The following is a 22,334-nucleotide window of genomic DNA, read 5'->3' on the forward strand; positions in this document are numbered from 1 at the left end:
CCTCATCGGAGACAGCCTCGCTCTAGCCATGCCCGCAATCATCTATTAACGGTCTGCAGGCTGAAAAACGAAACGAAGCATCCGGCTGATCAATGGATGAATGACCGATACATGCCCTTCCCCGTCAAAAAGCTCGAACGCAACGCGCATGCCGCAGCTTTCGAGCGGCGCCAGAAGGCCGTAAGCCTGCTTGGCCCCTTCGACCATGTTCTGCTTCTCCTCCGCCCCGACCCCGATCATAAGCTGGATCCGATTATCGGGCTTGCCTTCATGCGCATGCTTCCGCCATTCCGGCAGACGCTTCAGCAGCACGCTCTCGTCCCACCATACCGACGGGCTGCCGGCAATGTAGAAGCGGAACGCATCCGGCTGCTCGAGCAGCGTATGCAAAACGAAAAAACCGCCAAGCGAATGGCCGAACAGAGCTTGCCTTTCCCGGTCAACCGGGTACCGGCGTTCGATCTCGGGTTTCAATTCATTCTCGATAAACGAAAGAAACGCCTCCGCCCCGCCCGTCTCCGGCCACGGGGAGCCGTCCGGCCTTGTGCCGGAAGGAGAAGCCGGGGTCGTAAAATCGTAGAAGCGCCGATTCGTCTCGAACGGCTCGCCGGTGTCGTAGCCGATGCCGACGATAAGGCCCGGCTCGAGGCCAAGCGGATGCCTCGACTGCAGCCGCATCGCCTCGGCGAGCGATGCGAAGCAGGCGTTCCCGTCGAGCGCGTACAGAATCGGATAACCGTCCGCCGGGGCCGGCTTTGCCGGAACCGATACGAAAATCCGATAGTTTTTGCCCGATCGGGAAGCTTGCAGCTCAAAGGTTTCCGTCTTCGGCAACCGATAGCCGAGCCCGTTCAATCCTCCCGATACCTGCCCCCCGGAACCCCGATAGCCTGACGATTGGCGGCTTGCGGACGGCTCGCCCGCCGACCTTCCCGCAAGCCGTCTTCCCGGCGCGCCGGACGAAGCGCTCCCTCGCCGGAAGCTCCGCTCCCGCCAAACAAGAAACGAAGCGCTTCGGGGAATCTTCTTGCCATAAACAGCGGATCGTGCGTCCCGCCTTCCTCCACGTCAAAGCGCAATCGATGCGGCGGAAAGCCTTTTTCAAGCCATAGGCGATGCGTCTCGCGGCTAAAGCTTACCATGTTCCGCTGAACGTTTGTTTTATAAACGCCTTCGCTGCCGCCCACGGACATATAGATGCGCATCCCTTCCGTCGGCGGCGCTTGCTCCCTTATAAAATCCATAACGCCTTCGTACCACAACGAAGCCGACAGCATGCCGATTCGTCCGAATACGTCCGGCCGCCAATAACCGGCGAGCATCGAGACCATTCCGCCTAAAGAGGCTCCGATCACGCCGGTATGCCCGCTGGCGGGCTGCGTTCGGTAATGCTGATCGATGTAAGGCTTCACCGTATCCGCCAATTCGTTCAAGTACGAGCGGGCGGCTCCGCCAAAATCCGGACGCCCGGCCAGCAAAGCAGGGGCCGGCCACGGCGTATATTCGTCGTTCCGGTTCTGCGTCGCGACGCCGACCAGAATAAGCTCCGGCAGCTTCCCCTCCCGGAACAACAGCTCCAAATAATTGGCGCAGTCGTCGATCAACCCGCCGCCATCCTGAACGTAAGCGACGGGATAATGCCGGTCCCCGCTCGAATACGAAGGCGGCAAATAAACAAGCAGCGCACGGTCTTGTATCGTAACCGCATGGCAACGGTTCGTGCCGTTTCGCCGCTCGGTGCGTATCGATTTCATATAGCTATCCTCCTGCCATTTCCTTCAGTCAAGTGCGGGAACGCATTAGCAAGTAAACGAAATAAGGAACGCCGATAATCGAAATGACGATGCCGACGGCGAGCTGAGCCGGCGCAAACGCCGTACGTCCGATCCAGTCGCCGATGACGACCATCGCGATGCCGATCAGGCCGCTGGCCGGAATGATGCTCCGATGCGACAGGCCGACCAGCCGGCGGGCCATATGCGGAGCGATCAGGCCGACGAAGGCTACGCTGCCGCTGACGGCCACGCTTGCCGCAACCAGGCCGGCGCTGCAAAGGAGGAGCAGCTTTTTTTCCTTTTCGACCTGCGCCCCACGCCCCGTTGCGCTATCTTCCCCAAGCTGGAACACGTCAAGCGCCTTCGCGCTCCGCCAGATGACGGGCGGCAGTACGAGCATCCAGGGAAGCGTCGCCGCGACCAGCTTCCAGTCCGCGCCGTATATGCTGCCGGCCAGCCATACGGCGGCCGACTCGTAATCCTGCGGCGACATTTTAAGCGAAACGAACAGCGTAACGGCGCCGAAACCGGAGGTGACGGCGATGCCGACCAGAACGAACCTCTGCGGGTCCAGCCGGCCGTCTTTCCGCGCGAAGCGGTAGATCGCGGCCAATGCCGCTAGCCCTCCGGCAAGTCCGAACATCGGCATCGTCATCACCGCCGCCCACCCCGTCGTATGGAGCGACCCTTGGAACAAAAACATAAACAGCACGACCGCCGTCCCCGCTCCGGCGTTAATGCCCAAAATGCCCGGATCGGCCAGCCCGTTCCGGGTAACGCCTTGAATGACGGCTCCGGCGATGCCAAGCGCATAACCGACCGCCGCTCCAAGGACGATGCGCGGAAGCCGGAATTCGAATACGACCAGATCGTGGTCCGGGTCCGGCTCGATGCGCAGCAGCGTCTTGACGACCTCCGCAACGGACATATCGAATGTACCGTTCGTCAGGCTTACATAAACCGCCGCCAAAATAATCGCGATACAGGAAAGCATCACGGTCCAAGTACGGGCGAGACTCCCTCTAACCAAGCTTGCCGCCTCCTTTGGCCCGGATCAAATAAAGAAAAAACGGCACGCCGAACAAAGCGGTTACGACGCCGACCGGCGTCTCGAACGGCGCGTTGACGAAACGGGCGATCAGGTCGCATAGCGCGAGAAACAAGGCGCCGAGCACCGCGGACGCCGGTATGATCCGCCGGTAGTCGACCCCGGCGAGAAGCCTCGCGATATGCGGGACGATCAGGCCGACGAAGGCGATTTTGCCCGCGAGCGCGACCGATACGCCCGTCAGAATGACGACGGCCAGCATCGATAGACCTTTCACCAGGACGGTCCGCTGGCCAAGACCGGCCGACAGCTCGTCTCCGAGCGACAGCACGGTAACGGATTTGGACAAACATAGGCCGAGACCGAGACCGACGGCCGCGAACGGGAGACTGAGCTTAATAAGCTCCGGGTCCATTTGATGCAATCTGGCGTTATACCATAAGCCGATGTTTTGCGAGATTTGGAAGTAGGCGGCCGCCGCTGCGGATACGCCGCTCAGGAACGTCCCGATGACGGTGCCCAATATCGTCAACTTTACCGGCGACATTCCTTGCGGGATAAGCCTCGCGACGCCGAACACGAGACCGGCTCCGACGGCCGAGCCGACCATGGACAACGCAATTAAACCTACGGACCCCGAATCGGGCCAGAAGATCATCGTCATCGTCACGGCAAATACCGAACCGTCCGATACGCCCATAAGGGAAGGGGATGCGAGGGCGTTCCTCGTCATCCCCTGCATGATCGCTCCCGACGCGGCCAGGAAGGCGCCGATCAGCATGGCGCCGACGACCCTCGGCAAACGCGAGGAACGGATGATCTGATGATCGACGTTGCCGGCGTCGAATTGAACGAGCGCCTCCCAGATCGTCGCCGGGGCGATGTTTTTCGCGCCGAACAGGACGGACAAGACGATAAGCAGCGCCGCAGCCGCTGGCGCCGCAGCGAAGATCGCCGCGGCCGCCGAAAAGTTAACACGCATAAAAGCAACACACCTTACCGAATGAATGCTATTCGCCAAGCTTCTCCACAAAAGCTTTCAGAAACTCGATTTTGCTGTAGGCCGTTCCGCCTTGGGCGAGCGGGTCCACGACATTGACGTAGGCCTGGCCGTTTTTGAACGCGTTCGTGCCGCTCAGAATCGGATTGCTTTGCAGCTCCTCGAGCGCTTTGGGCGCTTCCGTATTCTCGTCCGGCGAGAACTGGATGAACATGACGTCCGGGTTCATTTCCGCAAGCTTCTCGATCGAGATCGCCTCCTGCGCCTTCGCCGCCGCAACTTCAGCCGGAGGAGCGAGGCCGAGATCGCCGTACAATACCGGGTTGAAGAACACGCCGACCGGGTATACATAAACGTCTCCTTGGCGTACGCGGACCGCCACGATCCTTTTATCCTTCAATTCCTCCCCCAGCTTCGCTTTGGCCGATTCCAGGTCCGCCTTGTACTGCGCGATCTCCTGCTCCGCCTCCTCCGTCTTGCCGCTAAGCTCGGCAAGCAGTCTCAAATTCGCCTCCCAGTTCGTCGCGATATGCGAGTACGGGATCACCGTGGCGATTTTTTGAAGCTGTTCGGTCACTTCGGGCTTAAATTTCGACGACCCGAGAATAACATCGGGCTTCAGCGCCAATATCGCTTCGAAGTCCGGCTCCATTTTCTCGCCGATCGGCTTCGCCTGATCGGTAATGGAGGCGAACATGTCCGGGAATACGCCTCCGACCGATATCGCGCCTGCCGGATGAACGTCCAGAACGATCGCGTCCTCCATCGCTTCGATTGCGCCCGCGATGACGATCCGCTCCGTGCTCGCCGGAACTTCGTATTCCTGGTCCAAGTAGGTAATCGTCTTCGTGCCGGCCGCCTCCGGCGTTTGACTTTCGGCAGGACTGGCAACGGGGCTTGCTTCCGGACTTGCGCTTGCGTTCTCCGCCGATCCGGATACGGAGCTCACTCCCCCGTTCGATCCGCATGCGGCAAGCAAGACGGCAAGCGCGGCAAATACAAAAAATTTCAACAAAGCTTTCATTTTGTATAAGACTCCCTTCATCCTATCGCACAATTAATGATAACGATTCTCATTAGTGATTGTAGTCGGGGAGCGCCTCCTGCGCCATGGATAATTTCCTGAACGCTCATGGACAATTTCCGGCCAGCAGCGCGATCGCTTCGTCCCGGATTTTTTCCGCAGCGACGGGCGAATGCTCGCGCCACGGATTGGAGCCGATCAGCTGCAGCTTCCGGTTGCGGACGGCCGAGAGCGACAGCCATTCCGGCGATGCGCTTAGCCTTTTCCACGCATCCAGCGTTTCGGATTCCTGACAGACCAGCACCAGCACCCGTCCCGTTCCGAGCCTCTCCAGCTTCTCGAGCGACAACGGCTCGTTGAACGTTCCCCGGGCCGGCAACCCTTCGGGCCGGATTACGGCAAGATCGCCGTAAACGACATCTTCGATGCCCTGGTTGCAATACGCATATAACCGGCCTTTCAGCACTCTCACGAACAGCACCGGCTCCCGCTGCAGGGAAGACTCCGCCCTTGCCTTCAGCTCGGCCGTCCGGCGCTCGTATTCGCCGATCCAACGCTCCGCCTCCGCCGTCTCGCCGAGCCGCTCGGCGAGCAGAAGAAGCCCTTGCCGCCAACCGGCCGGCTCCTCCGGCATCTCGATATGTTCTGCAATCGCGTCCAAACGCTCCTTTTCCCAAATCTCCAGACCGGGCGCGGTCACGATCAGATGCGGCCGGGATTCCGCCAAGCGGTCCAAATTTTCGCTTTTTCGGTAGTTTTGCCGGTAACCGTCCAGATGAAAAGGAATATCCGCGCCCAGCAGATTGTAATAATCTTCCGACCATTTCGGATGGAGAGGCGCGGCATGGGGGATTATGTGCAGCGGCAGCATATAGCCGAGAAGGGAGCTGCTGCCGTAGAGCGCGATTTTCCGCTCCCGCCGTTTCCGGAAAGCCGTCGGCGACAAGCCGCTTTCCTTCTTGAACTTGCGGCTGAAATAAAACTCGTCCTCATAGCCGACCTCATGCGCAATATCCTTGAGCCTCCGATCGGACCGGAGCATCAGCCGCTTCGCTTTTGCCATCCGGATATGCGTCAAAAAATCCAATGCGCTGCGGCCGTACGTTTTTTTGAACAAATCGACGAAGTATTTGGGGCTTAGCTCCGCAATGCCCGCAAGCCTTTCGATGTTGAGCGGTTCCCCGCAATGCTCCTCCATATAACGTCTCGCCCGTTCCAAAGCTTCGCCGGTGCCGGCCGTTCGCTGCCGCCCGGAAGCGGCCATCGTCTCGTACAACAGCTCGTAAAGCCCGATCTGCGCTTTCCATCGCAGCAGCGCGTCGCCGCTTCCCATTCCGTCGCGCATCGCCCGGCACAGATCCGCCACCCGTCCATGCGGCTCTATGGCCGTATCCCTGTTCAAAAAAAGAGCCGTTACCGCGCCGGCTTCTGCCGCATAAGTCTCTCCCGCGAAGCGCGAATCGGTCCGATACAAGCCGAACCGAACGACCGCAATCGCGGAATCGCCTTCTTCGGGCGTGATGCCGAAAGTCGTCTCCGGCATGCAAGGATACACGGTATCGGGGCGCAGCCGGCATGTCCGTCCGTCCCGCTCCAGCGTGCCGCCGCCGCTTAGCAGCGCCACGATCGCATAAGAATTCGTAAGCTGCCGGCCAAATAATTGCGTGTCTCCGGCGGTTATGACATCAACGCCCCACAGCTTGGCGGCCATTTCGTCGGTAGGTATGGAAATAGAACGGTCCTCGAACCGCATGTCGGATATTTGATCCATAATTCCTCTTCCTTTTTATGATAATGGTTATCATTATCATAAAGTATAACAAAAAAAACGGGCTCTGTCTCACGACTGATGTGACTTGATGGACCGATTGGACGAGTTGCCAAATACAGATGTACGTAGAGTTAAGGATGCCAACCACGGATTGGAAGTTGATGATTTGCGGCAATCTTTGGAAATCTTGATAAATATAACAGAGGTTTCGAATCGATTTTTCGCAGAAAAAGGGGGACAAAGATCTTAAAAAACGCCGGCCTTCGCCCCAACAAGGACAAAAGCCGGCGTACCGTATCGCATCTAGCCTATTCCAGTTCTTCATCCGGATAAAACGCGTAAATTTTCCATTCGCTTTCCGACGTTTTCTTGAGCAAATAAGTCCCGTCGGACGATTCCGTTTCAACCGTTTGCTCCGTGCCGTCGTTCATCGTGACCGTGTAGCTTCCGCCGCTGGATAACACGACCGCAAATCGATTCGTTTTATCCGCGACTTCATAGGCTGCATCGCTCGATTTCTGAATATCGAAACTAAATCCGGACTCTTCGATTCCTTTGATCTCTTCAATGGCGAACAGATTGGAAGCAAGCTGGTATCCGGTGAAATACCGCTTGTAAAGTTCGGTCATTCCATCGTAATTTTTGTCCGCCATCGCTTCAAGCTCTTGCTGTTCCGCGTTTTTCACGATTTCGGTCAATACGCCGTCCTCGGGCAGATCGCTGCGCTCCAAATCGAGCGCCCGCTGCAGCATGACGACCGCTTCCGCGCGCGTTGCGCGGGCAAACGGCTTGAACGAATCGGCGGTTGCTCCCCGCACGATGCCGGCCTGACTCGCTTTTTCGATGAAAGGCTTCGCGTAATAGTCCGGAACGTCCGTGAAAGCTTTCGTTTCGCCTTCGAATGAGACGGACGCTTCAAATGCCCGAACGACGATCGTCGCGATCTCGCCGCGCGTAATCATTTGGTTCACGCCGAATTTCGTATCGCTGACGCCGTTTACGATGCCAAGCGAGCTGGCGACGCGAATCGGTTCGGAGTACCATTTTCCTTGCTCGACGTCGGCAAACGTTTTGCCGCTTTGTTCGGTTTGCAGATTGAGGGCTCGTACCAGAATAGCCACAAATTCGGCGCGGGTGATCGAATTGTTCGGTTTCAGCGTAACCGTACCTTCCGCGTCAACGTATCCTTTCAGCAAGTCGGCGTTAACGAAATTGTCCATCTCGTCATAAGCCCAATGCTCTTCGATATCGGCCGGAAAATACATATCCAACGTCTGGGATTCCGCCGCCTCTACGGATTGCGCTTGAATCGGATAAAAAACGGAAAGCAATAGGGCGAGCGATAAAGCTCCTTTTAACAAAATTGTTTTCATTCTGCGGTTTTCCTCTCCTGTCGGCTAATTTCCAAGCTCGATCATAGCATAACTGAAAAGGGCTTTCTATTGATTTTTTTTGTAAAAGAAGATGGTTTGAGGGCACGAATTATTCCCTTAAGAAGACTAATTTCCGAAACGAAAGAACCGGATCCTTGCAGATCCGGTTCCGCTTCTCGAACGTTATTTCAATGCGACGGTAAATTTCCCTTGCGGGAAGTCGGGAACAAGCACGATGCCTTTCTCGCTGTCCGACCATTGAGCTCCCTCCGCCGACTCGATACGATGAATGCCGCGGAGCACCAGCTTCCAAGGCTTTCCTTCGCCTTCGGCCGCAACTTCGATCACATCGCCTTTTCTTTCCGCAGTGACATGAAGCTCGTCATTGCCGTTCGTGTTGCAAACGGTTGTTCTCACAACGGCCTGATCCCGCAGCTCAAATAACTGCAGCTCGACGTTGTCCGCGTAATCGTAGTCCGGACGGCGGTCGTTCTGTCCGACAGCCACGACACTGTTCTCGCGAACGAACAGCGGCAAGCTGAAATAATCGTATTGGCCGCCGTACCATTTGCCTCCTTGCACCTTTTCGCCCGTCAGAAAGTGGGTCCAGCTCCCTTCCGGCAAGTAATAGCGAGCAATCCCTTCTTCGTTGAAGATCGGAGCGACAAGCATGGACCCGCCCAGCATATATTGAAGATCCAGCGTTGCGCAGTTCGGGTCTTCCGTGAACTCCAGCACCATCGCTCTCATCAGAGGAAGTCCCTTCTTCGTCGCGTCGACCGACGCGGAGAACAAGTACGGCATTAGCGTGCACTTCAACTTCGTGTAATGGCGCAGCACATCGACCGCTTCTTCGTCGAACAGCCACGGTACGCGGTACGACTCGTTGCCGTGCAGGCGGCTGTGCGAGGACAAGAGGCCGAATGCGGTCCACCGTTTGTACAAATCCGGAGTGGCCGTCCTTTCGAACCCGCTAATGTCATGGCTCCAGAAGCCGAAGCCGCTCAAGCCGAGCGACAGACCGCCGCGGAGAGTTTCGGCCATCGACGCATACGTTGCGGAGCAGTCGCCGCCCCAGTGGACCGGGAACTGCTGGCTCCCTGCGGTTGCCGAGCGCGCGAACAGCATCGCTTCGTTTTTGCCGCGGCTTTCCTCCAGCGCTTCGAACACCGTTTTATTGTATAGGTACGTATAATAGTTATGCATTTTCACCGGGTCGGAGCCGTCGTAATATACGACGTTCGTCGGGATGCGCTCACCGAAGTCGGTTTTAAAGCTGTCCACGCCCATTTCGACGAGTTCGATCAGCTTGTCCTTGAACCAGCGGACGGCCACGGGGTTCGTAAAGTCGACAAGTCCCATTCCGGATTGCCAGCGGTCCCATTGCCATACCGTTCCGTCCGGGTTTTTCACCAGATAGCCGTTTTTCTTTCCTTCGGCGAACAGATACGACTTTTGCCCGATGTACGGGTTGATCCAGACGCAAATGCTCAGCCCTTTGTCTTTCAGCCGCTTCAGCATTGCTTTCGGATCAGGGAAGACGTCCTCGTCCCATTTGAAGTCGCACCATTGAAACTCCTTCATCCAGAAGCAGTCGAAGTGGAACACATGCAGCGGAATATCCCTCTCCAGCATGCCGTCGACGAACGTATTGACCGTCGCTTCATCGTAATCCGTCGTAAAGGACGTCGTCAGCCACAAGCCGAACGACCAAGCCGGAGGAAGCGCCGGCCTGCCGGTAAGCGCCGTATAGTTTTCAAGCACTTCCTTCATCGATTCGCCGCCGACGATATAATATTTCAAGCTTTCGCCCGCAACGCTGAATTGAACCTTGGATACGTGCTCCGAAGCAACCTCGTACGATACGCGCTCCGGATGGTCCACGAACACGCCGTAACCGTAATTCGAGATGTAGAACGGTACGTTCTTGTAAGCCTGCTCGCTGCAAGTGCCCCCGTCTTCGTTCCACATGTCGACGACTTGCCCGTTTTTGACGAAAGGCGTGAACCTTTCGCCCAAGCCGTAAATATATTCGCCGATGCCGAGGTCGAGCTGCTCGCGCATATAAACCGCGGGGTCTTGCGTGTTTTTGATATAGGCCGGGCCTTTGTAGCCCGTTCCCGTCAGGCGGCGGCCGCAGTAAACATAATCGACTTTCCAGCCTGCTTCCGGATCGATATGGACGCTCAGCTTGCCGCTTGCAAGACTGACTTTGCCGTTATCCCGGGACACTTCGACTTTCGCGTTTTCATCCCGGTAAATAGGGAACTTCGGCCAAACTTCGTCCATATCGTTATGAATATATTCCACGCAAATGACGTTTTTCATCGGCGAGCTGTAACGTACCGTCAGCAGCGTCGTATTGAGCGTGTGGCCTTTATGCTCGATTTTTTTGGTGGAGGCGAATACGGTGACGGAATCGTCCGTCGTTCGGATATCGCGGATTTCCACCGGGTACAGTACATTCAATCCGGATCTTACGTGCCAGTAACCGTCTGTAAATTTCATCAGTCGTTCTCTCCCTCGCATACTAGTCTATTGTTTAATCTTTCATCGATCCGGCGACAATGCCGCCTACCACATACCGCTGCAATGCAACAAATATAATGATGATCGGCATCGCCGCGATCGTTGCGACAGCCATCAGATTGTTCCATTCGGTGCCGTATTGCCCGATAAAGCGGTACAACCCGAGCGTCAAAGGTCTAACGGCGTTGTCCGTCGTAAGCGTCAAGGCGAACATAAAGTCACCCCAGCCGAACAGGAAGCAGAAAACCGCAACCGTCATCATGCCCGGCACGACAAGCGGCAATATAATTCTCGTAAATGCGGTAAACCGGTTGCAGCCGTCGATGGCGGCGGCTTCCTCAAGCCCTTTCGGCAGCGCCAGAAAGGACGGTCTCAGAATAAGCACCGCAAACGGCAATGCGTGAATCATATCCGCAAGGATGAGCCCGAGATAATTGTCCACCAGATGCACCTTGGAAAACATAATGAACAGCGGCATCGCCATCGTGATGCCCGGCAGCATCTGAATCGCCAGGAGCAAAATCAGCAGCAGCGATTTGCCTTTGATGTTGAGCCTGGCAAGGGCGTACGCTCCCGGAACCGCAAACAACAGCGACAAAACCATCGTGCCGAGCGCAACGATAAAGCTGTTTCCGATGTAATGGAGCATGTCGTGATTTTTTATAAAGTTGTCCACATAAGCCGCAAACGTCGAGTTCGTCAGCCCGAAACGCGGCGGCGTCTGGAACAGGTCGGTAATCGGCGTAAGCGACGTTTTGACCATCCAATACACCGGGAACAAAAAGACGATCGTGATTAAAGCTGCAATAACAGTCATGAAGTATTTGTTGCGGGCATTTTCCATTATTGAGCTTCCTCCTTGCTTGTCATGCGCAGGTAGACGATCGCGATCAGAATCAGGATTATGAACATGATCATCGATACCGAGGCTCCCTGGCTGAACTGGAATTTCGTAAACGACAGCTGGTAAGCGTAAATCGGCAATACGTTGGACGAGTTGACGGGACCGCCCGCCGTCATGATGAAAATAACGTCAAACACTTTGAACGTGTTGATGATGCCCAGCATGATCAAAATCAAAATCGTCGGCCTCATAAGCGGCATCGTAATATGGCGGAATTGCTTCAGCCGGTTCGCTCCGTCCAGCTTCGCCGCCTCGTAAAGCTGCTCGGGCATGCCTTGAAGACCGGTCAACAAAATGATCATATTAAACGGAATGCCGATCCAAATATTGGCGACGACCGTCGACAAAAGCGACGTTCTGTTGTCGCTGAGCCAGCTATGCGGCTGATCGATGATGCCGAGTCCATGAAGGATGAAATTGAGAACGCCGTAATCGCCGTTCAGCATCCATTGAAAGACGGAGGCGGTAATGACCGCCGGCAGCATCCAGGCCAGCAGCATCAGCGAGCGCATTAAGTTCCGTCCGGGAAACTTGCGGTTGAAAAACAAAGCCAAAGCGAAACCGATCCCGAATTGAAACAGAAGGCTTAATACCGTGAAGACGGCCGAATTCCTAAAAGCGGTATAAAACACCGGATCTTTAAACGTTTCGATATAGTTTTCCAATCCGGCAAAATGATGCGCTTTCTTAAAGTTGTATACGTTTACGTCCTGGAGGCTAAGCGTAATGTTGTAAATGATCGGAAACAAAACGAATACAAGCATAAACAGCAATATCGGCAGAACAAACAAATAGTTTTTCCACGAAGAAGACAGTGCGGAAGCTCGCTTCGCCGAACTTATTCCATGATGCGACATCTCGGATTCTCCTTTCCGCTATTCTTGCTGACGATCCAGCAAAGATTGGATGACGGCGCCGGCGTTTTTCACGGCGGCTTCCGGCGTTTTGGCTCCCGTAAACGCTTCCTGAAGCATCGTCTGAACCGCTTCGGAAATGCTAGCGTAATTCGGGCCGTACGCTCTCGCTTTCGACACGAGCATACTGTCGGCAAACACTTTCATTTGCTTGTCTTTCTGCCAGAACGGATCCTGAAGCAGATCGCCGCGGCTCGGCAGGCGGCCGTTCGTTTGGAGCAGCTGCTTAAGCCGTTCCGGCTCATTGGCGAATTGAATTACGTCGAAGGCGATGTCTTGATGCCGGGAAGCTTCCGAGATCGCCCAGTTTTCTCCTCCTAGAACGGTAGCGGACTGCTTGTCGGAAGGCAGAGGCACGACGTCCCAGCTCACCTTTGCGTTTTTTTGCAGGAAAGGGATTTGCCAGGTGCCGTTCACCATCATGGCCACTTTGCCCGCCGCGAATTGGGTTGCCGTATCGGACTGCTTCTGCGTTATAACGTCTTTGGACATATAACCTTTGTTCACCATAGCGGTGAGCATCTCAAGCGCTTTCAATGTCCCCGGAGAATCGAAATCGGGAATGTCCGAACCGGCCTGCAGCATGAACGGGAGAAATTGGAACGTTCCTTCTTCGGTCTTAACAGCGCTTACAGCAAAGCCGAAGACGTCATCCTTCGTCAGCTTTTCGACCGCTTCCTCAAGCTCCTTCCACGTTGACGGCGGATTCAAACCGGCCGATTTGAGAAGATCGGCGTTATAATAAAGAGCCAGGTTATTGCTTCCTACCGGCACGCCGTAGTTCCGGCCGTTGTAAACCGTAGAGGACCAAGGTCCTTCGATGTAATTTTTCGCCTGCCCCCACTTCTCGATTTTTTCCGTCAAATCGGCGAGAACGCCAGCCGCGGCAAACGTCTGATGATCGGCGCTGTCGATCCAGACGATATCGGGCCCATTATTGCCGATCGAGCCGAGCAGCAGCTTCGTTTTAATGTCGGAATAGGAAACGTACGTCCGTTTGATGGTCACGTCGGGATGAGCCGTTTCATATTCCGAAATGATTTTATTAATGGCTTCTACGCTGGCATCCGTCGTCATGGTGTCCCACCAGGTGATCGTCGTTTTTTTCCCCGCCCCGGACGGCCCGGAGCCCGAAGAGCATGCCGTCAACAGAACGATTAAAGCCAAAAGCGCCGATAGCGTCTTCATTTTGATTGACATCCTGATCTTCCCCCTTTAATAAATCCGTTATCGCTTGATGCTTCGAAGGATCTATACTTAACGCCTAAAAGGTGTCGCCTAAGCTTATGATTCCCCTATGAAGGCGATATTTTGATGTCTTGATATCAACAATCATAAAAATGATGTACGTACATCATTTTTGGCGGACGTAAACGGCTGCCGCCTTGTTTGGCGGTCAAAGCCCGTTTTCGCATACATTGCCCGGTCCTGGCGGATTGGCGGCTATTGTCATTATCCGTCCGGTTTAAATATAATAGTGAGCGTTTTCTTTCGTTACAAGTTCAAGCTTCGTTATATTTTCCTTCATATTGATTTTTTCTCCGTATGCCATATGGGAGAACAGTGTTTTGACCGCCAAATACCCTTGATTCACCGGGTCCTGGCAAATCGTCGCGGTCACGACGTCTTTGCGGAGCATGTCATAAATTCCTTCCGTCATGTCATGCCCGATTAAAGCGACTTTACCGGCCAGATCGGCGTTCTCCAGATGCGAGGCTACGACATGCAGCTTGGCGCTCGTTACATAAACTGCATCGACTTGCCGGAACAACGGTTCAAAGACGTCCGGATTGTCGTAATCTTCCTGTTTCAGCTTGAACAGTTCGGTCATTTCGACCTGTCCGTTCTCCGCAATCACTTCCCGGAACCCCGTAATTTTCTGCTGCATCTGAAACGTTGTCGCGGAAGAAACGGATGAAGCGTCCGACGTAATCAAGCCGATTCGGGCTTTGGGCCCGGCAAATTTGCAAAGCATATCCGCGGCCAGCCTTCCCGCGATGCGGTAATCGCAGCCTACATAGAACAGGCGCTTGCTCAGCGGAGAATCGTTATTAAACGTGCAAATGGCAATGCCGGAATCGATGCCTCTGTCGATAATATCGGCCATTTCCCCGGAATCGTTCGGAGAAACCGCAACGGCGTCAAACGATTGCGATTCAATAATTTTTTGAACGACCTGCTTCTGCTTCTCCATATCGTACTTCTCCGATTTGAACAGCTCGATATGAAGCCCGTAATCTCTCAACTCTTCATAAGCAATCCAAATTCCTTTTTCGATCTGTTCCCAAAAGTAATCGGGCAGCTCCGGAAAGACGACCGCAATGGACAATTCCTTTTTTCTCGAAAGAAAACTGGCCGATTTGTTCGGCGTATAATTAAGCTCCTTTAATTTCTCCATGACCTTGCGGTACGTTTCGGGCTTCACATTCCCCCGGTTATTGAGCACGCGGTCGACCGTCGCCACCGAAATCCCGATCAGCTGCGAAATCTCCTTTAAAGTCAATCGTTTGGAATCGTTCATCGTTTACCTCGGCTGTATCCGTTTTCAATTCGTGAAGAAAACGGTATTGATATCGTTTGCAAAGTTATCATAGCGCGCGGAATAAGTGCTGTCAACCCATGAATGAGGTATTTTTCCGTATTTTTGATTATCGAACATCATTTTTGTCGAACGAATCATTCTTTAACGAACGACAAGATAACGGCACCGTCTCCGACAAAGGGACGGTGCCGTTTCGCAGTGAACCGTAAGAGCAGTCACAAAAAACCGGCCGAAAATACGGACATTCCGAAGGTCATTCCGAAGGCGAGTTAACCCTCGCGAACCCAGACGGTCATTTCGCCTTCCCCGCGGTTGGCCCATGCGTAATAAGGAATAAACGTCAGCCGCTCCGGCTCGGCCGCCGGGCGCCCGGCCGTGCTGTACAGCGACGAGCCCCATGCCTTGGCGTTCTCGCGCAAGCCTTCGGCCTCGATAACGACGATGCCGTCGAGCAGCTCTTCCGCGCGGCGAGCTTTCAGCTCCGCCTCCTGCGGAAGCAGCAGCAGATGCAAGTCCGCGCCGTTGTCCGCCTGCTCCAAACAATAAACGAGCGGGCCGCGCTGCAGCGCTACCTTGCCGGCGTTGCCGCGGACGAGCGGATTGCTGCGAATGCGCATAATCGGCATTTCCAGCGCCAGCTCCACCGTATCTCCTTGCTGCCAAGTCCGTTCAATGACGGCATAGCCTTTTTCCGTTTGATACGAGAAGTCCGTCCCGTTCACCCGGATAGAGGCCGAAGGGCTCCAGTCCGGCAAGCGGAGGCACAGCTTGAACGTTGCCGCTTGCTCCGGCTTCACTTCGAAGCGGACATCGCCGCTCCACGGGTAGTCCGACTGCTGTACGAGCGTAACGGCCGTGCCGCCAAGCTCCAGCTCGGCTTCGCCGCCGACGTACAGATGCGCGTATACCGCATCGTCCTTCGCGGTGTAGACGTACGAGCCAAGCGAAGCGAGCAGCCTCGCCACGTTCGGCGGGCAGCAGGCGCAGCCGAACCATTCCTGGCGAACCGGCTTCACATGGTCGTACTTTTTGTTTTTGCCGCCGCACGCCTTCGGATCGACCTCCAGCGGATTGACATAGAAGAAATGCTTGCCGTCCCGCGACATCCCGCCGACGACGGTATTATACAGCGCCCGCTCCAGCGCGTCCGCGTATTTCGCGTCCGGCTCCAGCCGCAGCATCCGCTGCGCGGCGAAAACAAGGCCGATCGATGCGCAGGTTTCGGCATAAACCGTATCGTTCGGCAAGTCGTAGTCGAAGGAGAACGCTTCGCCTTGGGCCATCGAGCCGATACCGCCCGTAATGTACATTTGGCGTTCGGTCATATTGTCCCACAGCCTGCGGCAAGCGGCCAGCAGCTCGCCGTCTCCCGTCTCGGCCGCCACGTCGATCATCCCCGACAGCATATAAGCGAACCGGACCGCATGGCCGACCGCCTGCTGCTGCTCGCGTACCGGCTCATGCGCCTGGAAGTAGGCCAGATCGATGTTTTTGCCATGGGTGAAGCCCCAATGGCTGACGCGGTTCCGGGAGTCCGCTTCCTGCACGAGGAAGTTCGGCTCCGTGCCGCGCTGGTCAATAAAGAAACGGCTTAAGTTCAAATATTTCCGGTCGCCGGTCGTTTCGTACAGCTTCACGAGCGCCAGCTCGATCTCCTGATGGCCGTCGTATCCGCGAAGCTTGCCCGGCTCGTTGCCGAACACGGTATCGATGTAATCGGCGAAACGAATAACGACGTCCAGCAGCTTCCGCTTGCCCGTCGCCTTGTAGTAAGCGACGCCCGCTTCGATCATGTGGCCCGCGCAATACAGCTCATGGCAATCCATCAGATTCGTCCATTGCTCGCCCGGCTTGCGGATCGTGAAATACGTGTTCAAATAACCGTTCTCGTGCTGGGCCGCCGCGACAAGATCGATCATGCCGTCGGCTACGGCTTCCAAATCCGGATCGGGCTGCGCCGCCAGCAAATAGCCGACCGCCTCCAGCCACTTGGCAACGTCGCTGTCCTGAAACACGAAGCCGTAAAAATCGCCTTCCTCAAGACCCGCCGCGATTTTGAAATTGCGCACCGCTCCGCTTGGTTCGGCTCCTTCGACCCGGTCGTTCAGCGCCTCCCATTGATAGGGCACGACGGTGCCGCGCACCAGCGATATATAATAGCTCCAGAAGCCGTCGTCGATTTTCACTTTAGGCAAAGCGAGCGTCCTGGCCCGCTCCATGGATACGGTTTCAGCCATCGGTAACACCTCTTTAATTTATTGGATTTCATCCTCGATGGATTAATTGTATGGTATATTTTCGATAGAGAAAATAAAGCATGCCAACCTGAAAGTTATAATATTTCACACTGAATTGGCATTAGCGGTCCATCGAACGAAAGGAGGCGCGTAACATGAACAAATCCGAGCTTATCGTGGCGTTTGCGGCGCCGCCGGCTCCTTATTTCATCGAATGCGGCAAAACGGTTTACGCTCCCGGAGACCAGCATCCGAGCCGAAAGCAGCTCGGCCTGTTCGATCTTATCATCATGGAGAGCGGCTGCCTCCATATCGGCGAAGAGGATACGGAATGGTCGCTCACGGCCGGCCAATCGCTATTGCTGCGGCCGGACTTGTACCATTATTCGGTGAAGCCTTGCGAGGAAGCGACAAGCTTTTATTGGATTCATTTTCAAACGGCATGCGAATGGAGGGAAGTTCCGGAAGACGCGCCGGCCTGGGGGCTTGAAGATCATCAGCGGACGTTCCGCGCGGCGCCTTATGTGCTTCATCTCGCCAAGCATTGGGACATGCCATATCCCGAAGAAACGTTCCGGCTGATGAACCGACTCATCGCGGCGAACGGCGAACGGCAATCCAGCGCCTTCTGGAACGGCGGGCAAGCGTTCGAGGAGCTGCTTCGCATGATGGACCTGCGGCAGCTGGAGCAATATGCCTCCCCCGCCGTAACCGTCGCGGAGAAAGCCGAAGCCTACATTAAAAACCATTACGGCACGCAGCTCACAAGCCGTACGTTGTCCGAAGCGCTTCATTACCATTACAACTACATTACGCGCTGCATGAAGCAGGTGTACGGCATGACGCCGGGCGAATATTTGACGTTTTACCGCCTCGAGCAGGCGAAGCTGCTGCTGCTGAAAACCGAATGGCCGATCGCCGAGATCGGCCGCGCGGTCGGCTTCGAGAATATCCCGTATTTCTCGAACAGCTTTGCCGCTCGGAACGGCGTCTCGCCGCGTCAATTCCGGCAATCGTATTCGAAGCAAGCCTAGTAATCGGCATTCGCCGCGCCCGAACGAATAAATCCGCTTGCGGGCGGGGTGCGACAGACAAACACATTTGAAAGATTAGGGGGTACGGCTTATGGCGGACCGCAAAGAAAAAGACGGCTACGGCGTATACGGCTACCGGTTCCAGGACGGCCCGGTACAGCCGCTCTACCGTCTGTTTGCCGTCGGGTATGAGCATGTCGTGTCGCATGACTACGATTGGGACGGGATGAAGCGGATCGACGGGCCGCTCTACTTGTTCCAATATACCGTCTCCGGCCTCGGCCGGCTGGCGCTAGACGGCAAGGAGCATGACGTTGCCCCGGAACGGCGTTTCTCGTCGAAATTCCGGGGGAGCACCGGTATTATTTGCCCGAAGACAGTGACGGCTGGGAATTCTATTTCATCCTGTTCCGGCAGCGGCATCTGGAGGATCTGTGGCGGGAGGCGCTCCGCGAGCTTGGCCCGCTCCCGCGCTTCGAGCCGGGCAGCCCGGCGATCCGTCTGCTGCAATCCGTCTACGCCGAAGCCAGGCTCGGAGCCATTCAGGACGGCTACCGCGCCTCGTCGCTGCTGTACGGCTTCGTTATGGAATTGATGCGCAGCGGCTTTACGCATAAGCATCAGAAAACAAGCTGGCCGGAAGCGGTCCGGCTGGCCGTCTCGTATATCGACGAACATTACCGGGAGCTGGAGGGGCTTGACGACATCGCCGCCGCTTCCGGAAGCTCCAAGTATCACTTGTCGCGAATGTTTAAAGCTTCTACGGGTCTGTCTCCGATGGCCTACGCCGCCAAGGTGCGAATCGAAAAAGCGGTTCAGCTGCTCCGGTCCACGGAGCTCACCGTCGAGGAAATCGCCCGCGAGGTCGGTTACGCGAACGGCAGCTATTTCAGCAAGGCGTTCCGCGGACGGACCGGCTTCCCGCCAAGCGAGTTCCGCGATGGGAAGGAGCTCCCCGCCTTTAACCGCATCATTTTCGACTAGAATCGAGAGACGCTGCGTCTTGCGGCGCAGGCTTTCTCGTTTCTTTTCGATGAGCAATATTTTACATACCGGAGCAAAACATTGCGCTGGATTCGCGTCTTCTTCTGCTTTACGATTAAGGCAAACGCAGCAATCATAAACGCCTGAAGGAGCGAATAATGCGATGAAGCATCATCAATTTGCGGTGACGCCGCCGCTCGGCTGGAACAGCTGGGATTGCTACGGGGCCGCCGTGCGCGAGGAAGAAGTGCGGGGCAACGCCGAGTATATGGCCGAGCATTTAAAACCGTACGGCTGGGAATATGTCGTCGTCGACATTCAATGGTACGAGCCCGGAGCCGAATCTTCCGTTTACCGGCCTTACGTGCCGCTGGAGATGGACGAATACTCCCGCCTTATCCCGGCGGCGAACCGGTTTCCTTCCGCTGCCGGAGGGAAAGGATTCAAGCCGCTTGCCGATTATGTCCATAGCCTTGGCCTTAAGTTCGGCATCCACATCATGCGCGGCATTCCGCGCCAAGCCGTCCATGCGGATACGCCGCTGCTCGGCACGGCGGCAACCGCCCGCTCCATCGCCAAAACGTGGGACGGCGCCATCTGCAAATGGAACACCGACATGTACGGCGTCGATCCTGCGAAGGAAGGGGCGCAGGAGTACTATAACTCTTTGTTCGACCTGTACGCCTCCTGGGGCGTCGATTACGTCAAAGTGGACGATATCGCCGCCTCGCTGCTGTACGGCATCCAGATGGACGAAATCAAGCTGATCCGCAATGCCATCGACCAATGCGGCCGTCCGATGGTGCTCAGCCTTTCGCCGGGCCCCGCTCCGCTGGAATACGCCGAAGAGCTGATCGGGCAAGCGAACATGTGGCGGATGACCGACGATTATTGGGATATTTGGCGGCTGCTTTACGCCATGTTCGAGCGCTGCGAGAAGTGGGCGCCATACGTCGGAGAAGGGCATTGGCCGGACTGCGACATGCTGCCGCTTGGCCATCTCGGCATCCGCTCGGTGGACGGAGGCGCCAGCGACCGGCGGACGCGTTTTACGAAGGACGAGCAAGTGACGATGATGACGCTTTGGTCCATATTCCGTTCGCCGCTTATGTTCGGCGGGGAAATGCGGGACAACGACGAATGGACGCTGTCGCTGCTGACGAACGAGGAAGTGCTGGCCGTTCTTCGCGACGGACGGGACGCCCGCCAGCTGTTCCGGGAGGAGGACCGCATCGTCTGGACGTCCAAGGAGGCCGGCGGCAGCGGCATGTTCGTCGCGCTGTTCAACGCCTCCGAATCCGAGCAGACCGTCACGGTTGACGCTGCCCGGCTTGGGCTGCGGGAGCTCGCAAGCGTCCGCGATCTGTGGGCGCACAAGGATCTGGGGCCGGCCGAGGAACTGTCGTTTACCCTGGCGCCGCACGCTTCCAAGCTGCTGAAAGTTTCCGAATAAGCTTACTCATAATCGCAAAAGCCAACCGCGAACCAAAATCCGGGTAAAGAGCTGCACGGCTCTTATACCCGGATTTTTTGTAACCGATGCCTCACATCCTCGAAAGACTTTGATAAAAATTTTTCCATTGAGTTGTATTATTATTAATACTGTTGTATATTTATTCATATCCTTTATGCAGAAGCCGAATCCATGATTGCAGCAGCATTCGAAATCACTCAGAGGCCAATCCCATACGCCATGCGAATGACGATTGCCGCCTGTTTCCGATAATTCGTTCCAAACGGCAAGCTTAACGATTTACGATCGTTAGCCGATGCTTCCGAAGCCGAGTTCTGTTCGACGCCGGTCAGGAAGCGACGCTCACAACACTTTTTAGGGGGTTCGATAACCGATGTCACCGATTACGCAAACTCAACTTCAGCAGCCGGCGTTGAAAAGCGGCGACGCCATGACGAGTCCCGGTTCGCTCGACGGCAAAACGATAACGGGCGGACACAAGTCGCCGGCCGATTCTATTCTTTTTACCGCCGTCCGTCCGGATCTGGTTATGGAGCGCGGCGAAGGCATGTACCTGTGGGATACGGCGGGCAACCGCTACCTCGACTTCACCGGCGGCTGGGCGGTCAACAGCTTGGGCCACTCGCCTGCCGCGCTGCAGGAGGCGCTTGCCCGCCAAGCTTCGTTGCTCGTGCACGCAAGCCCGGCTTTCTACAATAAGCCGATGCTCGAATTCGCCAAGCTGCTGACGGACATTTCCTGCTTCGACAAAGTTTTTTTCACGAGCACCGGTGCCGAAGCCAACGAAAGCGCGGTGAAGCTGGCCCGCAAATACGGCGCTCTTCATAAGAACGGCGCTTATGAAATCATTACGGTTACGAACGGCTTCCACGGCCGGACGCTGGCCATGATGTCCGCGACGGGCAAGCCGCAATGGCAAACGCTGTTCGAGCCGAAGGTGCCGGGCTTCAAGCATGTTCCGCTAAACGACATCGACGCTTTGTTTGCGGCCGTCAGCGACAACACTTGCGCCATCATGCTGGAGCTGGTGCAAGGCGAAGGCGGCGTTCATGCGGCTAACGAAAGCTACCTGTACGCGATTCGAAAAATGTGCGACATTTACGACATTATGCTAATCGTCGACGAGGTGCAGACGGGGCTCGGCAGAACCGGCGCCATGTTCGCTTACGAGCATTACGGCATCGAGCCCGACATTATGACGCTCGGCAAAGGAGTCGGCGGAGGCTTCCCGCTTGCCGCCATGCTCGCCAAGGAAAAACTCGACCTGTTCGAGGCCGGCGACCAAGGCGGCACGTATACCGGGCAGCCGCTTGGGATGGCGGCGGGGCTTGCCGTCGTTCAAGAGATTATGAAGCGGGATTTGGCGCAAAACGCCGCTGTGCAAGGCCAATATTTGCTTGACGGGCTGCAGAAGCTCGCTTCCAAGCACAACCTGTCCAACATTCGCGGCAAAGGGCTTCTCGTCGCGTTTGATCTGCCGTACCATTACGGCAGCGAACTGGTCGCCGCTTGCCGCGAAGCGGGCTTGCTGGTCAATTCGCCGCAGCCGGGGACGATCCGCCTGATGCCGCCGCTTATCGTGCAGCAAAGCGACATCGACGACATGCTTCGGCTGCTTGATCAAGCGTTAAGCCAATTCGCCGGATAAAAAACGGCCCTCGCCCTCGGCGCTTCGCCGGCATAACCTTCGAAAAAAGGCAAAAGCGGTTCTTCCTGAACAAGGAA

At 56.0% G+C, this 22,334-nt stretch carries 17 protein-coding genes; 4 read left to right on the forward strand and 13 right to left on the reverse strand.

Translation table 11 applies throughout. From position 1 onward, the window contains the following. Nucleotides 1–45 precede the first annotated feature (45 nt). From ACFSW5_RS10590 to ACFSW5_RS10650, 13 genes are all read right to left on the reverse strand, one after another. Nucleotides 46–855: an alpha/beta hydrolase gene (locus ACFSW5_RS10590; protein WP_379272468.1), complete on the reverse strand. Its 810-nt coding sequence runs from the start codon at nucleotides 853–855 to the stop codon at nucleotides 46–48. Then, a complete protein-coding gene (locus ACFSW5_RS10595) occupies nucleotides 852–1,754 on the reverse strand; it encodes an alpha/beta hydrolase (RefSeq protein WP_379272470.1) in 903 nt (300 codons plus the stop codon). Before ACFSW5_RS10595 ends, ACFSW5_RS10590 begins: the two co-directional genes overlap by 4 nt. Nucleotides 1,755–1,782: 28 nt before the next feature. Beyond that, the gene (locus ACFSW5_RS10600; RefSeq protein ID WP_379272866.1) at nucleotides 1,783–2,769 is read right to left on the reverse strand and encodes a FecCD family ABC transporter permease; all 987 of its coding nucleotides are present in this window, start codon (nucleotides 2,767–2,769) and stop codon (nucleotides 1,783–1,785) included. Between the two features lie 28 nt (nucleotides 2,770–2,797). Beyond that, on the reverse strand, nucleotides 2,798–3,805 hold the full coding sequence (locus tag ACFSW5_RS10605) for a FecCD family ABC transporter permease (protein ID WP_379272473.1): 1,008 nt from the start codon (nucleotides 3,803–3,805) through the stop codon (nucleotides 2,798–2,800). A gap of 28 nt (nucleotides 3,806–3,833) precedes the next feature. Further along, a complete protein-coding gene (locus ACFSW5_RS10610) occupies nucleotides 3,834–4,847 on the reverse strand; it encodes an ABC transporter substrate-binding protein (protein WP_379272476.1) in 1,014 nt (337 codons plus the stop codon). Nucleotides 4,848–4,953: 106 nt separating this feature from the next. Continuing rightward, nucleotides 4,954–6,618: a helix-turn-helix domain-containing protein gene (locus tag ACFSW5_RS10615; RefSeq protein ID WP_379272478.1), complete on the reverse strand. Its 1,665-nt coding sequence runs from the start codon at nucleotides 6,616–6,618 to the stop codon at nucleotides 4,954–4,956. Between the two features lie 308 nt (nucleotides 6,619–6,926). Further along, the gene (locus ACFSW5_RS10620; protein ID WP_379272481.1) at nucleotides 6,927–7,991 is read right to left on the reverse strand and encodes an S-layer homology domain-containing protein; all 1,065 of its coding nucleotides are present in this window, start codon (nucleotides 7,989–7,991) and stop codon (nucleotides 6,927–6,929) included. A 183-nt stretch (nucleotides 7,992–8,174) separates the two neighbouring features. Next, nucleotides 8,175–10,499, reverse strand: coding sequence for an alpha-xylosidase (gene yicI, locus ACFSW5_RS10625; protein WP_379272484.1), 2,325 nt, complete (start codon nucleotides 10,497–10,499; stop codon nucleotides 8,175–8,177). Nucleotides 10,500–10,533: 34 nt separating this feature from the next. Next, complete coding sequence (locus ACFSW5_RS10630; protein ID WP_379272490.1) at nucleotides 10,534–11,364, reverse strand: carbohydrate ABC transporter permease; 831 nt, start codon at nucleotides 11,362–11,364, stop codon at nucleotides 10,534–10,536. After that, nucleotides 11,364–12,281 (reverse strand): carbohydrate ABC transporter permease, encoded by a 918-nt coding sequence (locus ACFSW5_RS10635; protein ID WP_379272493.1) that lies wholly within the window; start codon nucleotides 12,279–12,281, stop codon nucleotides 11,364–11,366. Before ACFSW5_RS10635 ends, ACFSW5_RS10630 begins: the two co-directional genes overlap by 1 nt. Nucleotides 12,282–12,299: 18 nt before the next feature. Further along, complete coding sequence (locus tag ACFSW5_RS10640; RefSeq protein ID WP_379272496.1) at nucleotides 12,300–13,538, reverse strand: ABC transporter substrate-binding protein; 1,239 nt, start codon at nucleotides 13,536–13,538, stop codon at nucleotides 12,300–12,302. A 265-nt stretch (nucleotides 13,539–13,803) separates the two neighbouring features. Continuing rightward, nucleotides 13,804–14,859 carry a LacI family DNA-binding transcriptional regulator gene (locus ACFSW5_RS10645; protein WP_379272499.1) on the reverse strand — a complete coding sequence of 352 codons (1,056 nt, stop codon included), beginning with the start codon at nucleotides 14,857–14,859 and terminating at the stop codon, nucleotides 13,804–13,806. Nucleotides 14,860–15,149: 290 nt separating this feature from the next. Further along, complete coding sequence (locus ACFSW5_RS10650) at nucleotides 15,150–17,117, reverse strand: glycoside hydrolase family 127 protein (RefSeq protein WP_379272501.1); 1,968 nt, start codon at nucleotides 17,115–17,117, stop codon at nucleotides 15,150–15,152. A gap of 155 nt (nucleotides 17,118–17,272) precedes the next feature. Here ACFSW5_RS10650 and ACFSW5_RS10655 point away from each other — a divergent pair, with 155 nt between their 5' ends. The 4 genes from ACFSW5_RS10655 (at nucleotide 17,273) to ACFSW5_RS10670 (ending at nucleotide 22,257) form a co-directional block, all read left to right on the forward strand. After that, the gene (locus ACFSW5_RS10655) at nucleotides 17,273–18,151 is read left to right on the forward strand and encodes a helix-turn-helix domain-containing protein (protein ID WP_379272504.1); all 879 of its coding nucleotides are present in this window, start codon (nucleotides 17,273–17,275) and stop codon (nucleotides 18,149–18,151) included. Nucleotides 18,152–18,517: 366 nt separating this feature from the next. Next, nucleotides 18,518–19,135 carry a helix-turn-helix domain-containing protein gene (locus tag ACFSW5_RS10660; RefSeq protein ID WP_379272506.1) on the forward strand — a complete coding sequence of 206 codons (618 nt, stop codon included), beginning with the start codon at nucleotides 18,518–18,520 and terminating at the stop codon, nucleotides 19,133–19,135. A gap of 163 nt (nucleotides 19,136–19,298) precedes the next feature. Beyond that, complete coding sequence (locus ACFSW5_RS10665; RefSeq protein ID WP_379272509.1) at nucleotides 19,299–20,588, forward strand: glycoside hydrolase family 27 protein; 1,290 nt, start codon at nucleotides 19,299–19,301, stop codon at nucleotides 20,586–20,588. A 394-nt stretch (nucleotides 20,589–20,982) separates the two neighbouring features. Continuing rightward, nucleotides 20,983–22,257 (forward strand): aspartate aminotransferase family protein, encoded by a 1,275-nt coding sequence (locus tag ACFSW5_RS10670; protein WP_379272511.1) that lies wholly within the window; start codon nucleotides 20,983–20,985, stop codon nucleotides 22,255–22,257. Nucleotides 22,258–22,334: the final 77 nt, after the last annotated feature.

It is taken from the genome of Paenibacillus thailandensis (genome assembly GCF_042685365.1).
In the GTDB taxonomy this organism is placed as follows: Bacteria; Bacillota; Bacilli; order Paenibacillales; family Paenibacillaceae; genus Paenibacillus_AP; species Paenibacillus_AP thailandensis.

What these genes read in the sequence shown, in the direction of transcription:
- ACFSW5_RS10670 (WP_379272511.1), top strand. Translation starts at nt 20,983, where the DNA reads ATGTCACCGATTACGCAAACTCAACTTCAGCAGCCGGCGTTGAAAAGC.
- ACFSW5_RS10650 (WP_379272501.1), bottom strand. Translation starts at nt 17,117, where the DNA reads ATGGCTGAAACCGTATCCATGGAGCGGGCCAGGACGCTCGCTTTGCCT.
- ACFSW5_RS10595 (WP_379272470.1), bottom strand. Translation starts at nt 1,754, where the DNA reads ATGAAATCGATACGCACCGAGCGGCGAAACGGCACGAACCGTTGCCAT.
- ACFSW5_RS10600 (WP_379272866.1), bottom strand. Translation starts at nt 2,769, where the DNA reads ATGCTTTCCTGTATCGCGATTATTTTGGCGGCGGTTTATGTAAGCCTG.
- ACFSW5_RS10615 (WP_379272478.1), bottom strand. Translation starts at nt 6,618, where the DNA reads ATGGATCAAATATCCGACATGCGGTTCGAGGACCGTTCTATTTCCATA.
- ACFSW5_RS10635 (WP_379272493.1), bottom strand. Translation starts at nt 12,281, where the DNA reads ATGTCGCATCATGGAATAAGTTCGGCGAAGCGAGCTTCCGCACTGTCT.
- ACFSW5_RS10645 (WP_379272499.1), bottom strand. Translation starts at nt 14,859, where the DNA reads ATGAACGATTCCAAACGATTGACTTTAAAGGAGATTTCGCAGCTGATC.
- ACFSW5_RS10610 (WP_379272476.1), bottom strand. Translation starts at nt 4,847, where the DNA reads ATGAAAGCTTTGTTGAAATTTTTTGTATTTGCCGCGCTTGCCGTCTTG.
- ACFSW5_RS10620 (WP_379272481.1), bottom strand. Translation starts at nt 7,991, where the DNA reads ATGAAAACAATTTTGTTAAAAGGAGCTTTATCGCTCGCCCTATTGCTT.
- ACFSW5_RS10655 (WP_379272504.1), top strand. Translation starts at nt 17,273, where the DNA reads ATGAACAAATCCGAGCTTATCGTGGCGTTTGCGGCGCCGCCGGCTCCT.
- yicI (WP_379272484.1), bottom strand. Translation starts at nt 10,499, where the DNA reads ATGAAATTTACAGACGGTTACTGGCACGTAAGATCCGGATTGAATGTA.
- ACFSW5_RS10630 (WP_379272490.1), bottom strand. Translation starts at nt 11,364, where the DNA reads ATGGAAAATGCCCGCAACAAATACTTCATGACTGTTATTGCAGCTTTA.
- ACFSW5_RS10640 (WP_379272496.1), bottom strand. Translation starts at nt 13,538, where the DNA reads ATGTCAATCAAAATGAAGACGCTATCGGCGCTTTTGGCTTTAATCGTT.
- ACFSW5_RS10605 (WP_379272473.1), bottom strand. Translation starts at nt 3,805, where the DNA reads ATGCGTGTTAACTTTTCGGCGGCCGCGGCGATCTTCGCTGCGGCGCCA.
- ACFSW5_RS10665 (WP_379272509.1), top strand. Translation starts at nt 19,299, where the DNA reads ATGAAGCATCATCAATTTGCGGTGACGCCGCCGCTCGGCTGGAACAGC.